17 protein-coding genes and 1 pseudogene are annotated in these 13,084 nt (G+C 38.5%); all 18 read left to right on the top strand.

The annotated features are described in order from the left end of the window. Nucleotides 1-62: 62 nt before the first annotated feature. Nucleotides 63-920 (top strand): ABC transporter permease, encoded by an 858-nt coding sequence (locus AC0YN0_RS22945; RefSeq protein ID WP_475823484.1) that lies wholly within the window; start codon nt 63-65, stop codon nt 918-920. A 49-nt stretch (nt 921-969) separates the two neighbouring features. Further along, entirely contained in the window at nt 970-1,830 is an 861-nt protein-coding gene (locus tag AC0YN0_RS22940) for a carbohydrate ABC transporter permease (protein ID WP_475823483.1), read from the top strand. Nucleotides 1,831-2,056: 226 nt separating this feature from the next. Further along, the gene (locus AC0YN0_RS22935) at nt 2,057-2,590 is read left to right on the top strand and encodes a hypothetical protein (RefSeq protein WP_475823345.1); all 534 of its coding nucleotides are present in this window, start codon (nt 2,057-2,059) and stop codon (nt 2,588-2,590) included. 201 nt (nt 2,591-2,791) lie between these two features. Beyond that, entirely contained in the window at nt 2,792-3,355 is a 564-nt protein-coding gene (locus tag AC0YN0_RS22930; RefSeq protein WP_475823344.1) for a GIY-YIG nuclease family protein, read from the top strand. Nucleotides 3,356-3,737: 382 nt separating this feature from the next. After that, nucleotides 3,738-4,247 (top strand): hypothetical protein, encoded by a 510-nt coding sequence (locus AC0YN0_RS22925; protein ID WP_475823343.1) that lies wholly within the window; start codon nt 3,738-3,740, stop codon nt 4,245-4,247. Nucleotides 4,248-4,575: 328 nt separating this feature from the next. Beyond that, nucleotides 4,576-4,980 (top strand): annotated as a pseudogene (locus AC0YN0_RS22920) (DUF6756 family protein); the annotation flags it as partial. Nucleotides 4,981-5,878: 898 nt separating this feature from the next. Further along, nucleotides 5,879-6,445: a histidine phosphatase family protein gene (locus AC0YN0_RS22915; protein WP_475823342.1), complete on the top strand. Its 567-nt coding sequence runs from the start codon at nt 5,879-5,881 to the stop codon at nt 6,443-6,445. 105 nt (nt 6,446-6,550) lie between these two features. After that, nucleotides 6,551-7,354 (top strand): hypothetical protein, encoded by an 804-nt coding sequence (locus AC0YN0_RS22910; RefSeq protein WP_475823341.1) that lies wholly within the window; start codon nt 6,551-6,553, stop codon nt 7,352-7,354. Between the two features lie 38 nt (nt 7,355-7,392). Next, entirely contained in the window at nt 7,393-7,929 is a 537-nt protein-coding gene (locus AC0YN0_RS22905; protein WP_475823340.1) for a hypothetical protein, read from the top strand. Between the two features lie 78 nt (nt 7,930-8,007). After that, complete coding sequence (locus AC0YN0_RS22900) at nt 8,008-8,433, top strand: NUDIX hydrolase (protein ID WP_475823339.1); 426 nt, start codon at nt 8,008-8,010, stop codon at nt 8,431-8,433. A 17-nt stretch (nt 8,434-8,450) separates the two neighbouring features. Continuing rightward, nucleotides 8,451-8,924 (top strand): GNAT family N-acetyltransferase, encoded by a 474-nt coding sequence (locus tag AC0YN0_RS22895; protein ID WP_475823338.1) that lies wholly within the window; start codon nt 8,451-8,453, stop codon nt 8,922-8,924. 47 nt (nt 8,925-8,971) lie between these two features. After that, nucleotides 8,972-9,622: a cysteine peptidase family C39 domain-containing protein gene (locus AC0YN0_RS22890; protein WP_475823337.1), complete on the top strand. Its 651-nt coding sequence runs from the start codon at nt 8,972-8,974 to the stop codon at nt 9,620-9,622. Further along, nucleotides 9,619-10,284 carry a hypothetical protein gene (locus AC0YN0_RS22885; RefSeq protein WP_475823336.1) on the top strand — a complete coding sequence of 222 codons (666 nt, stop codon included), beginning with the start codon at nt 9,619-9,621 and terminating at the stop codon, nt 10,282-10,284. Before AC0YN0_RS22890 ends, AC0YN0_RS22885 begins: the two co-directional genes overlap by 4 nt. A gap of 19 nt (nt 10,285-10,303) precedes the next feature. Beyond that, a complete protein-coding gene (locus AC0YN0_RS22880) occupies nt 10,304-10,783 on the top strand; it encodes an arsenate reductase/protein-tyrosine-phosphatase family protein (protein WP_475823335.1) in 480 nt (159 codons plus the stop codon). A 266-nt stretch (nt 10,784-11,049) separates the two neighbouring features. Next, nucleotides 11,050-11,502: a VOC family protein gene (locus AC0YN0_RS22875; protein WP_475823334.1), complete on the top strand. Its 453-nt coding sequence runs from the start codon at nt 11,050-11,052 to the stop codon at nt 11,500-11,502. A 30-nt stretch (nt 11,503-11,532) separates the two neighbouring features. After that, the gene (locus AC0YN0_RS22870) at nt 11,533-12,018 is read left to right on the top strand and encodes an NUDIX hydrolase (protein WP_475823333.1); all 486 of its coding nucleotides are present in this window, start codon (nt 11,533-11,535) and stop codon (nt 12,016-12,018) included. Between the two features lie 16 nt (nt 12,019-12,034). Beyond that, nucleotides 12,035-12,514, top strand: a complete 480-nt coding sequence (locus tag AC0YN0_RS22865; protein WP_475823332.1) for a DinB family protein — start codon at nt 12,035-12,037, stop codon at nt 12,512-12,514. Between the two features lie 35 nt (nt 12,515-12,549). Beyond that, nucleotides 12,550-13,077, top strand: coding sequence for a GNAT family N-acetyltransferase (locus AC0YN0_RS22860; RefSeq protein WP_475823331.1), 528 nt, complete (start codon nt 12,550-12,552; stop codon nt 13,075-13,077). Nucleotides 13,078-13,084: the final 7 nt, after the last annotated feature.

Genomic DNA, 13,084 nt, shown 5'->3' with positions numbered 1-13,084 from the left:
ACGGCCTCGGAAGGAGGCCGTCGATCGTCCTGGAGTTCGTTCGGGACTATCAGCTATGGCTCATGATACTGCCGGCTATCGTCGTCATTATCCTCTTCAACTACATTCCGATGTACGGCATTCAGCTGGCCTTCCGGGATTATGATTTCACGAAGGGGCTTACGGGCGGCGAATTTCGGGGACTGTTCTACTTCAAACAATTCATAGACAGCTATATGTTTGCCGACTTGATGAAAAACACGATAATTATCAGCTTAGCTACGATCGTGCTCGGTTTTCCGGCGCCTATATTGCTCGCGCTGCTCATTAATCAGGTCAAATGGAAGCGGGCGAAAAAGACGCTGCAGACGACCGTTTATTTGCCTCATTTTATATCAATCGTCGTTATGGTCGGTCTGATGAACGTGCTGCTCTCTCCTAATTCGGGCATCATCGGCCATCTGCTGTCCTCGCTGGGGATTGGGGAGACGAACGTTCTTGCTTCAACGAATACGTTCGTGCCTGTCTATGTCTTGTCCGATATTTGGCAGCATTGCGGCTGGAACAGCATTATTTATTTGGCCGCGTTATCGACAGTCGATCCGCAATTATACGATTCCTCGAAGATTGACGGCGCGAACAGATGGCAAACGATTCGCCATATCGATCTGCCGGCTATCCTGCCGACGATTATTATTTTGCTCGTGCTGAGCATGGGCAGCGTTCTGGGGACGGGATTCGAGAAAGTGTTTCTGATGCAAAATGCGCTCAACCTGCCGGTATCGGAAGTTATCGCAACGTACGTCTACAAGATAGGTATTATTTCGAACCAGATCAGTTACTCCTCGGCCATCGGTTTGTTTAATACACTAATTAACTTTATCTTCTTATTCGCTGCCAATGCGATTTCGCGGCGAGTCGCGAATATAAGCTTATGGTAATGGGGGCAACGCTATGGGATTCACGCGCAAGATTAACATAGGCGATAAAATGTTCGATACAGCCGTCATCGTGTTAGGCCTTTTCGTTTTCCTGATCGTCGCTTACCCGCTATACTTCGTCATTATCGCCTCCGTCAGCGACTCGACGCTTGTGGCTACAGGCAAGGTTACGTTATTCCCGAAGGGGTTCAGCACGTTCGGCTATAACGAGATCATGGGCGATTCGAGAGTATGGACAGGATACAAAAATACGATTTTGTATACGACGTTAGGCACGTTCGTGAACTTATTGTTCACGCTGCCTGCGGCCTATGTATTGTCGCGGAAGGAGTTCCGCGCACGGCGAGTGCTGATGCTCGTATTCGTTATTACGATGTTTTTCAGCGGGGGACTTATTCCGACCTACTTGCTAATGAAAGGCCTGCACATGACGAATACGATGTGGGTATTCATCTTCCCGTTCTGCGTCAACGTGTACAATCTGATTATTACGCGCACATTCTTCGAAAGCTCCATACCGAAGGAGCTGTACGAAGCGGCCGCGATGGACGGCTGCTCGCACTTCGGCTTCTTCATGAAGGTTGCGCTGCCGCTCTCCAAGGCGGTTATATCCGTCATCGGCCTCTATTATCTGGTGGCGCATTGGAATGATTTCTTCACGGCGCTCATTTATGTCAGAAGCAATACGCTGCAGCCGCTTCAGATCGTACTGCGGGACATCTTGCTGTCCAACCAGGTGTTCTCGGGCGGGGCTGGTGCTGGGGGAGCTTCAGGAGGTTATGCGCAGAAGTATGCGGACCAGATCAAATACGGCGTTATTATCGTATCGACACTGCCGATCCTGTTCGTCTATCCGTTCATCCAGAAGTACTTTGAGCAAGGCGTCATGATTGGTTCGGTGAAGGGGTAGTGAATTGGATCGGAGCTGGGAGGAGAGGAATTGGCTCCGAAAGAATATGGAGGCTGCAGGGCTTGTTATAGCTCTGACAAGCCTCTTTTTTAATTTCCAACAATTTCAAATATGGTATAATGGAGGGGATTTATATGGAACTATCTGTAATGAAACAGAACGATAAGGAGCTTAAATTAAAGTAGGTAGAAGAAATATAAGCAATGAAAAACAGGAGGAACAACAGATGACTTATCAATATCCAAAAACGGAATACTTAAAGAAGCTTATTCAACTTGACGAGAAATTACAAGCTAATCAACAAGGATCACTTGATGATTACCTAGGCTTTTATATTAGCTTTAACGACGAGGATAGATATAACTGTACGCCGGAAGATGCAGTCATATTTGGATGGACAGGGTGTGATGGGGATCATTTTGCGTTTTCAACGCTCAACGGATCAATTGAGAATCTAGATGAAGCGCCAATCTTATTTATACAGCCAATGGATTCGAGGGACCCCATCAGTTTAGTAGCAAGAAATATTAAGGAGTTTTTCTCGTTGTACCTATCAATAAGAGATTTCTATGTTCTCGAAGGATTTAAATGGTATGAAAGCAAAGAAGATTTTACAAAACACTACAATGATAACTTCAAAGAGGATTTATTTGAAAGGGAAGAAGAGTTTAATTTCATCTCGAATAAATTAATAAATCTATTAAATATTGAACCGATTGATGATCCCTATCTTTATATTAATAAAATTAGAACGAGCTAAGGCGTCTAAGGTATATCAAGAGGTCCTGTACTTCATTTAACACCATATTCAGGCATTGGGCGTTTGCCCTCAGTCCGGTACGAAGTTAGAAGTGGACTCGGAGTGTCATTTCAGTTGCAGAGAAGCGGAATCAGTCGGACCGGACACATCCGCACCGACTAAGCGCATCGCGCTCGGCGACTTCGCCGTCACCTTAAGTCAGTGGGACGTCGTGAATACACAACGTTAGGCGAAATGCTAGAGGAGTTGAACAGAATAAACTTTAACAGTTCCTATCTAATCTATATTGTAATTTGCTCTTTTAATAGTGATTCATTTATTAAGATCGGTAGGTCAAGAAACTTATATAACAGAATTAAAAACATACAAACTGGTTGCCCTCATCCTATTACTAATGTCTTTGTTGTTATCTCGGAATACGAAGAAGAAATTATTGGACTTGAGAAAGTACTACATAGAATGATAGATAATTATAAGTTGAAAGGTGAATGGTTTCTTGGATCAGAAGAATTTTTTATGTTGTTTAGCTCAATTTTAGAACGAATTAATTTGGGGAACTTAGGAGACTTAGTTTTTGAGGATGAAGATCGCTTTTCATTCGAAGAAGTAGAGATTTTATTCCATACTCATAATTACAGTTTCTATGAGATTGAATTACCTATAAAACAAAAAGAACAAATAATACATAAACAACTTTTCAAACCAAGTGAAATATTTATGAAGATCCAAAAGAATCAAACTATAAGAACAGATTCTGTGGGCTGAACTGAACGCACTTCGCCTAACACCGTATTCACGTTAAGGACCTAACGGTCCTTGGTTTGCCAGAGGCATTTCGAGGAAGAGGATTCAGGCAGACAACCCTGCACTGGCTAAGTCCATCGGCCCCGGCTCTAACGCGCCTAAAACTAGTGAGGGTTCGTGAATACAAGAACGTTATGTATTCACGCATCGGGCATTCGCCCTCGGTCCGGCAAGAAGTTAGATGTTGAATCGAAGAAGCATATCTGTTGCGGGGAAGCTGAAGCAGCCGGACACATCGATCCCCCTAAGATAGGAGCTATCTAAGGGGGATCGACGTCGTGAATACAACAACGTTATGCGAAATCTAAGCAATAGCTTATTAAAATCTGGAGGTAGTAGGGCTATGCTGCATAAATTCATAAACTTCATTAAATCCAAACCAATTGATGATATTAATTTCATAGGTTTTATTTACTTAGAAGATGATGGTTTATATGAATTCACTCCGATGCAGACATTTGTTTATTTTCAATATGGAGAAGAATATATAGAGTTCGAGTCCATCAATCAATACTCTAGACTTAAAATTACTTTAGTTCAATCTTTACCATCAATTAGAGAGAAATTCGATACGGTTGAGAACTTTCTTCCAGCGAAATCTTCAATAAACGATGTAGTGTTGATAAACCCTATTGCCATCAACAATATTGTATCGAGTATCACATTTTATAACCTTGAAGAAAGTGATGATTTAATTACATGCGATAGTATTTTGTTTCGATTAAGGAATGAACAAGTGATATTCCTAGATCCAACATTTATTTCAGGAATTAATGTTGGAGGAATAGAACAATATGAATTCTGGAGAATAAATAATAATAAAGAAATTAATATGAAATACATAGAGATCTGATTTTGAGAGTTGTTCAAGAGGGTTTAGACATCGCATAACACCATATTCACGCATCGAGCATTCGCCCTCGGTCCGGCAGAGCGATTACGGGGAGGCTGAGCAGCCGGACACATCCGCACCGACTAACCGCATCGCGGCCGCCCTCCGGGCTTAAGGTGGTAGGACGTCGTGAATACAATTACGTTATATGAAATACGTGCAGATCGATAATTTATGAGATCAATTGAAGGAGTTTTATATGGACTCTTTATCAGTTCGACTGGAAATTGAAGAATTAATAAAGAAACTTCAAATAGACAGGGAAGACCTATTTTAAGTTAGGAAAGACCAGTGGAGAAATATTATAAATAATATTGAATTACGATTCTTAGTGAAGAATCATTATACACATGGATTACATTGGGGATGGAATAGACTTAAAGAACCTAAATATTCAGTTAGGTTTGTCGATCAGCCATATAAACATATTAAAGACATTATTGAAGATGAGTATATCTGGTTTATTGTAGAAGACCTTTATGACAAGATGTGGGTATATGAAGGTACTCGAAATACTATATTTGAAATAGTAATTCCTGAACTAAATCATCTAAGGGAATATTTTTTGGTCTCTAAGAAATATCAATGGCTTATTTGTGAGGATCATCATAAAATTATTCATCTATCTGGACAGGAAATCGTTGAACGAATGAAGACATATGAACAAAAGAACATTGAAAAGATATTTAAGTGAAAGCTATCTCAAGATGGCTCGCACTTAATATAACACCATATTCACGCATCTATCATTTGCCTTCGGTCCGGCCGGAGTTAGGAGTGGATTCGGAGAAGTATCTCAGCAGCAGAGAAGTATATTCAGCCGGACACACCCGCACCACCTAGCGACATCGCGGACGTCCTTTCGGGACTTATGGTATTGGGGCGTAGTGAATACAATAACGTTAAGCGAAATTGCTGAAATCTTCAGTGAAGAAATCTATAAGGCAATAATTTAAACCATTTATGTAAAGAGATTAACTTTAATCAATTCAATGATTATTTACGGAGGAGCCTTATTGAAATCTCTAACAATTAGAATAGTTATTTTTATAATTCTTTTTTTACCCACTCTCATAACCTTGCATCTATTATTGAAATTCTATCCACATACCGGACTTGGACGAATCATAACTCTGCCAGCTACTTTTCTATTGAATTCAATTATAGTACTAATCGGAATTAGAATATCAAAGAATAGGACAAGAAGTTTTTCTGTTATCATCTGGATATTGATTGTATTAATTACGATATGTGTTGCTATTATTTTGTATCCTCAAGATTATGGGCCTCATATTATCAATAAGCTATGGAAGCATATAAACCTCTAAAATAAAGGACGACAATTTTGAGAGTGAATCAAAGAAGTCGGCAACATCGCTTAACACCGTATTCACGCTGCGGGCTTGCGCTCTTGGTCCGTACCGTTGCAATAGGACCGAGGGTAGAATCAGCCGGACAACCAATGCGAGCCTAAGTCTAACGACCCGTTCCCACCCAGTCGTTGCAATCCTTTATGCCTTGTGGGTTCGTGAATACAACAACGTTTTGTGAAATCACAGTAATATAATAAGTTAGCATTTCAAGGAGGATTTATGAAGACCATTATCTATATGGTTAGGCATGCTGAATCACCATACAATGAAGGAACCGAAAGAACAAGAGGACTCACCACTAAGGGCAAGGGCGATGTTGAGAAAGTTACAGAAATTCTTAAAGGAGAAGGAATAGATGTTATTATATCTAGCCCGTATAACCGAGCAATCCTGAGTATTGAGGGATTGGCACAATACTTAGGATTAGAAATCAAAACATTTGAAGATCTCAGGGAAAGGTATTTTGCTGGAGAAATTATCGGAAATGCTGAGTTAATGTCAGTTATTAGCGGGAAATTTAATGATTTTGATTATTCTTTACCGGGTGGGGAGTCTAATTCTGATTGCCAGAATAGATCGATATCAGTGATAAAAGACATATTAAAAGAACACTCTGGGAAAAAAGTAGCTATTGGAACACATGGACTTGTAATGACTTTGATGATGAATTATTTTGATTCAAGTTATGGTTTGGATTTTTTGAATCAATTAAAGAAACCAGATATTTATAAATTACGTTTTGAAAATTTAGAATTAAAAGAAGTAACGAGACTGTGGAATGAATAGAGATTCGGGCCCTCGATCCGCCAGAAGTTAGGGGGACTCAGAGAGGCATATCAGTTGCATTCGGAGTGGGGAAATTTTGTGAAAATGAATTTAAGGGGTGGCTGAATGGAAAGGGATATTGCATTGAAATATTCGAATAAGTTCAAAGCATTACTAGAACTACAAGACAAGGTGAAAAGCATTCATCCATTGCTAAGTGAACATTTCCCGATTGCGATTGTTGAGGATAAACAGCTACACATCTTTGAATATAAGAAAGGAAGTTACAGTTTATCACTTAGTGAACCTGATACCATGGATTTACCAGTAGGTGTAAGGGCTGCTTTTCCGCTGGAATCCATGCAGAATCAAGTAGTTGTCGTTGTAACTGGAGAGGTGTTTGACACGGTTAGTGAGCAAGTGATTATTTTTCATGAGTTTGTGCATTGTTACCAGTTTCACACTTGCGAAATGCAATTGAGGGAACATATTGATTTAGCCAAACGGTCAGCAAACACAGGTGAGTCATGGGAATTAAATTACCCATTCCCTTATGCGGACAATCAGTACATAGAAATCACAAGGTCATTATTTGAAAGATTAGATAAGAAGGATGACAAGTTAATAGGTTCGACAAGAAGAAAACTTAAAGTGTGCTTGACTACTGAGCAAGTCGATTATATGGTTTGGCAAGAATGGAAAGAAGGATTTGCAAGATATATTGAGAATCAGGTCAAGTTATTTCTGGGAATTAATTTGAATCACGGAGGAAGGAATGAACCATACAGTCGAACTACCTTTTACGAGATGGGATCACAATTCATTGAACTTATCGTCCAAGCTTCACCAGGTTCACTTTACAAGATTGAAGAGCTTTATTACGCATTGAAAAATGATTTGTTTTTTGAGAATAACAATAACGTTAGATAAAATCTTCGAATGATATGTCAAAGCAAAGGAACAATCACATGACACTCTATATGCATCATTACTTTGAAAAAGATATAGGACCGTTTAAGAACTTATCAGAACTTTCTGTGAGTGAAGCGAATAAAGTCTCTGAGTGCATTAGACGAGATGGAAAGACTTTCGCAAGCCAGAGAACGAATGACTATATGGTCATACGAAGAGAACTAGAGCTTTTAGCTCGCGATCAATTTATTGCAAAAGGTGGAAAGCCCAAAAATTCTTTTCCTCATTACATGACATTAGGAGCTTGTGATTGGCTTGAGACATGGTATAAGAATCCGGATGCGATCGTGATACCATGGGATAAGTTTTTAGAAGAATCAATTAGTTTTACATATGGCGATCTCTTTCCAACAATGAGATATTTAGACGGAAAGCCATACCGTAAACAAGTCTTCAATAAGAAAGAAATTATAGAAATTATCAATGAATACGGTTTTCCGCAAGACTGGAACAAGAGTGGGGATAAAGGACCAGAGAGATATATTGAAGTTCAAGTATGGGATGATGAAGAAATCAGGAGATATATTGTGTGATTCTCTGTGGGTCGAAGACTTCATCTATATGATGGAATCGAATCTGGAATAGATACTAGTAAGTAGGGAGAGACTCTTATGAACCCACCTAAGCATATTGTTTCCGCAGCAGCCATTGTAATAAATGAAAAAAACGAATTGTTACTTATTAAAGGACCAAGAAGAGGCTGGGAGATGCCTGGCGGTCAAGTTGAAGAAAGAGAATCCTTAAGTCATGCAGCCATAAGAGAAACGAAAGAGGAGTCTGGGATCGACATAGAAATTATTAAATTCTGTGGAATATTTCAGAACGTAGGAAATTCAATTTGCAACGCACTGTTTTTAGCGAAGCCTGTAGGCGGACAATTAATACGTTCGGAAGAAAGCTTGGATTCAGGCTTTTTTCCAATAGAAGAAGCGCTAGAGAAAGTGGATTGGAAAGATTTTAGACAAAGAATTGAGTACTGTTTGAGACCTGAAATGCAACCGTTTTGTATTGAATTTCATGACGATAACAATATTTGAGCGTAAGGGGAAATCAAATGGATATTACGTTATTCAAATCAGGTCTTAATGAAGCATCTCTTATTCACGAAATGCAAATCAAGGCATTCAAACTTTTATTAAATAAATATCAGGATTATGATACCAGTCCTGCTAATGAATCTTTGGAACGAATAATAGATCGATTAAAGCAATCGTTCACCGACTATTACATTATAAAAAGCTCAAATCTATCCGTTGGTGCAATTAGGATCGTAAGAAAAGAGAATCAAACCTACCGCGTCAGCCCAATCTTTATTTTGCCTGAATATCAAGGGAAAGGAATTGCTCAAAAGGTATTTTCGATTATCGAAGAAACTTATAACGATGCGAGGCTTTGGGAGCTGGATACAATATTACAAGAGCAGGGCAATTGTTATCTCTATGAAAAACTAGGTTATCAAAAGACCGGGGAACTAAAACAAATTAATGACAAAATGACAATTGTGTTTTATGAGAAACGCTTGATGTAGCTGCTCTTAGTCGCTATTCATGTCAATCAGATTTGGTAGGAGGTCCAATGGCGATTATTGCTAACTGGCTGCTAATCTTCGTATTCGTTTTCGCAGTGCTTTCATATTTTTATAAATTGCCCAAGAGAGATAAGATAAATATAAGCGATATACCTAGTTCATATTGTATTCAAAATGAGAATAGGATGGATATCCAGCAAAACAATGAATGTGCTGCATTTTCAAGTGCTTTTATTCTGAGGCATTTTGGGAATGAAGCAGATGGTAACGAACTTTATAGGAAGTATCCTCGAAAGTTGCTTGATGGAACAGTCAGCCCTAGGGGCATCACCGTATTTTTCAAAAAACTTGGTTTTGATGTGTCTTATTATTCTGGTAATGCAAATACGTTAAAGAAGCAAATAGCTCAAGGTATACCGGTTATTGTGTTCATAAAGGTTTTTCCTGATAAAAGGTATTTACACTTTGTTCCGGTTGTAGGTTATGACGATAAATATTTTTATATGGCAGACTCATTAAAACACACAATAAACTGCGACGAAATGCACTACAACCGAAAAATACTGATTAGCGATTTAGAAGCTGTATGGAAAACCTGGATGCCTTTTTGCAAGAACTCGTACATCGTAATACACCAAAAACAATCTAGTATGACGATGAGCCAAGAACAGAATAAGAAGGTGAGTCCAAATAGATGATTTCATTTCTGTTATCGATTTTGTTATATTCATCTCCCAGAATGGTATTTTCCAGTGATGAGATTGCTCAATTCGAAGAATTAACTCTAACCATTAAAGAGGGGCGTTTGATTAATGATCAGTTACCATTTCAAAAGTCTCGATTCCTAATGTATTTATCTTTGAATGGTAACTATGTTTTTCATGGCTCTAACAATCATAATATTGAATGCTTCGAACCCCGCGAACAAACTCTATATAACGGTAAAATGACGAAGGCCGTTTTTTCATCCTCAGACCCGATCTGGTCCATTTTTTTTGCCATATTCAATCGTAGCAGGTTAATCGGAAGTTTTAGAAATGGCTGTATTGTTGGCCGAAGCAAGAAATATCATTTTTATTCCATAAATGAATCCACCATGAAGAACAAGCCTTGGACAGAAGGGATGGTATACATCCTTCCAAAAGATAAATTCGTAACGTCAGGCCATGGGAAAATTCAATTTGATGAATGGATCTGTCATGAGCCAGTTGTACCAACCGGTAAGCTAAAAGTATCATTGGAAGATTTCCATTATCGGAATAGAATAGCGACACATAAAGATAAAGAATCATTGTTAAAGACATGGATATTTTATAAGGCAAGAGCCTCTCGGAGTCCTGAACACACAACGACGGTATAAGAAGATCGAAGCAATAAACGTGAAAGGGTTGATTCGTGTGAAAATTTTGTTCTTATGCACAGATAATTTTACTCGCAGTGTGATAGCTGAGTTTTGCGCTAAAAGTTATTTTAAGCAGAACAATATTACTGATGTTTTTATTGCTTCTTCAGGAATAAGAGCTAGCAGTGATATCAGTAAGTACTCAAATCTTCATTTTCAAATTATGAAGGACATGGGTATAGATACATCAGAGTTTAAGAGAACTCAGTTCAACGAAGATTCATTTATTAACTATGAGTACATCATCGGGATGAGCGATTTACATAAGGAGTATGTAAGGGAAGAGTACAACAAGGAAATTTATCTGTTCAATGAAATTTATAATGGGCGGAATACTCCTGTAAAGATTGGAGCTCCGGATAGCGTTGATTTTGAGGATAAGATGAAAGAACTAATTCTTTATTTTTATAATGCGATACCAGTATTATTGAACAATTTAAATAAGTTAAGAGCATGAGGAGATCTTCATACAGCAATAAAGGTGGCCGATCTGGAAAGATTAATAAAGATACAAATATACCATTACCAATATTTACAGGTAGTGGTATATTTGTATTGTCTGGAAGAACTGGCGTTCTATCAATAAAAATATAGGAGCTGATATTGGTAAGCTCGATTTCTAAGATAACTTGACTACAATGATTTGATAGATCACAAACACATTTGGCATCTTACTAATAAAGAAAGTAAAACTTTAAACCATAAGACCAAGGAGTGATTTCAGTGGAGCGTGAATTTTCATTTTCTCGTATTGGATATGTATATGTACCTACAACAAGAATCGATGCATCCATTGCATGGTACACGGAGAATTTGGATTTTAAGATAATGCAGAAGTTTCAGGACCGAGGTTCCTATTTAGCCGTTTTACATCATCCTCATTTGAATTCAATAGCTTTATTACTAATTGAAACCATAGATAAACAACCATTGGAAATAAAAAGGAATGGAAACTCATTTCCGATAATGGCACTAAACTGCCCGGATATCGAAAGAACCCATAAGTTGTTAAAGAACAAAGGAATTAACGTTGAAGATTTACATAGCCTTGGAGCTGGAGAAGCCAAATATTTTTATTTTAGAGATAATGAAGGCAACCTATTAGAAGCTGCTTGGTCGATATGGGATCCACAAGATGAATATAAAGAAGAATTTGTAGGACAAAGGAATTTATAAGATAAAAGACTTACTGAGAGGTTGATTATTATGTTTTATGTGAATACAAGAGCAATCATTGAAAGACATATTGATGGCCATATAGAAATCGTAGTTCAAAATAGAGTAAAACCGAATGAGCCAGTAACAATTGAACTTCCTGGCGGGCGAATTGAACCATTCGAATCATTAATACAAGCTTTGAAAAGAGAAGTGAAAGAAGAAACCGGCTTGGATCTTTCGGAAATTGAAGGAGAAGAATTAAGAATCGTTACTGAAGGAAATTACTTCGAGGTAGAATGTGTTAAACCTTTTGTAGCATTTCAAACTGTAAAAGGTCCGGTAGATTCCCTTGGTTACTATTTCAGATGTAAAGCAACCGGAGAATTGCTGGAATCAGGAGACGAAACAGCAGGCATTAGGTGGATCAAGCTAAGAGATTTAGTAGAGATGTTGGAAGATAATCCTCTACAATTTTCAGATATAGATCGAGCCGGTATTCAATATTATATAAACCAAATAACTCTGAATGAATAGTTAAGGAGGCTGCAGCATGTTGAAGCTATTCGAGTATAACTGGCAAGTCCGCCATGATTGGTTCAAATGGTGCGAAACGGTGAGTGAAGAAGAACTGCTGAAGAAACGTACAGGCGGCATAGGATATATCCTTCCTACGCTGTATCACATTGTTGCGGTCGAGTACGGCTGGATCTGCGGTGGAATACAAGAAAAAGCGATTGAAATTCCACCGTTCGAGGAAGTGGCTAGTGTGCAGCATATTATAGATTTCTCTGACCGTTGCCACGCGGAAGTTGCTAAATTTGTCTATGCTTGGAATGACAGCATGGAAGACCGCATTATGATTGATATCACGGATGAAGGGGAACGTGAGGCCCATAAATACGGCGAAGTCATGCGACATGTGATTGCCCACGAAATTCATCACATCGGCCAATTGTCTATATGGTCACGGGAAATCGGAAAGCAACCAGTTAATGCAAACTTTATTGGCAGAGGTTTATTCAATAATTAACGTCAGATCAATGCACTAGCAGCAGGGGGACAACGATGATAACGTATCAAACGATGCAACAGGTTGAGGTAGATAGATTGCTTGAAATAGACCGATCCGAATATATTGATTTAATTTACGAGCTAAGAAATGGTTCATTATTGGAGATTGAGTCAGGTCATGAGTGTCCGACTTGGACCAAAGAGATGATGGATGAAATACAAGAACGTTTTCTATTTGAGTTAGACAACGGCGGCATGGCTATAGGTGCATTTGATGAGGATAGACTAATCGGATTTGGTGTTCTTGCGCATAAATTTAGGGGAAAAGAATTAAATCAGCTTCAAGTCGACCTCATGTTTGTAACTAGAAATTATAGAAGACAAGGTATTGGAAGAAGAATTTTCAATATACTTAGCGAGGAAGCGAGAAGAAGAGGAGCTAAATATTTATATATATCTTCGACAGAAACAAGATCCGCAGTATCTTTTTATAAAAGCAACGGAAGCAAGATAACTTCTGAAATTGATGAAGAATTATATAATAAGGAGCCTAATGATATTCATATGGTAGTAGATCTTTGACTGCATA

Source organism: Paenibacillus sp. J22P218, assembly GCF_056269195.1.
Note: the sequence above shows the minus strand (reverse complement) of the source record. Positions and strands in the feature narration are given on the sequence as shown.

What these genes read in the sequence shown, in the direction of transcription:
- AC0YN0_RS22945 (WP_475823484.1), top strand. Translation starts at nt 63, where the DNA reads ATGATACTGCCGGCTATCGTCGTCATTATCCTCTTCAACTACATTCCG.
- AC0YN0_RS22940 (WP_475823483.1), top strand. Translation starts at nt 970, where the DNA reads ATGTTCGATACAGCCGTCATCGTGTTAGGCCTTTTCGTTTTCCTGATC.
- AC0YN0_RS22935 (WP_475823345.1), top strand. Translation starts at nt 2,057, where the DNA reads ATGACTTATCAATATCCAAAAACGGAATACTTAAAGAAGCTTATTCAA.
- AC0YN0_RS22925 (WP_475823343.1), top strand. Translation starts at nt 3,738, where the DNA reads ATGCTGCATAAATTCATAAACTTCATTAAATCCAAACCAATTGATGAT.
- AC0YN0_RS22915 (WP_475823342.1), top strand. Translation starts at nt 5,879, where the DNA reads ATGAAGACCATTATCTATATGGTTAGGCATGCTGAATCACCATACAAT.
- AC0YN0_RS22910 (WP_475823341.1), top strand. Translation starts at nt 6,551, where the DNA reads ATGGAAAGGGATATTGCATTGAAATATTCGAATAAGTTCAAAGCATTA.
- AC0YN0_RS22905 (WP_475823340.1), top strand. Translation starts at nt 7,393, where the DNA reads ATGACACTCTATATGCATCATTACTTTGAAAAAGATATAGGACCGTTT.
- AC0YN0_RS22900 (WP_475823339.1), top strand. Translation starts at nt 8,008, where the DNA reads ATGAACCCACCTAAGCATATTGTTTCCGCAGCAGCCATTGTAATAAAT.
- AC0YN0_RS22895 (WP_475823338.1), top strand. Translation starts at nt 8,451, where the DNA reads ATGGATATTACGTTATTCAAATCAGGTCTTAATGAAGCATCTCTTATT.
- AC0YN0_RS22890 (WP_475823337.1), top strand. Translation starts at nt 8,972, where the DNA reads ATGGCGATTATTGCTAACTGGCTGCTAATCTTCGTATTCGTTTTCGCA.
- AC0YN0_RS22885 (WP_475823336.1), top strand. Translation starts at nt 9,619, where the DNA reads ATGATTTCATTTCTGTTATCGATTTTGTTATATTCATCTCCCAGAATG.
- AC0YN0_RS22870 (WP_475823333.1), top strand. Translation starts at nt 11,533, where the DNA reads ATGTTTTATGTGAATACAAGAGCAATCATTGAAAGACATATTGATGGC.
- AC0YN0_RS22865 (WP_475823332.1), top strand. Translation starts at nt 12,035, where the DNA reads ATGTTGAAGCTATTCGAGTATAACTGGCAAGTCCGCCATGATTGGTTC.
- AC0YN0_RS22860 (WP_475823331.1), top strand. Translation starts at nt 12,550, where the DNA reads ATGATAACGTATCAAACGATGCAACAGGTTGAGGTAGATAGATTGCTT.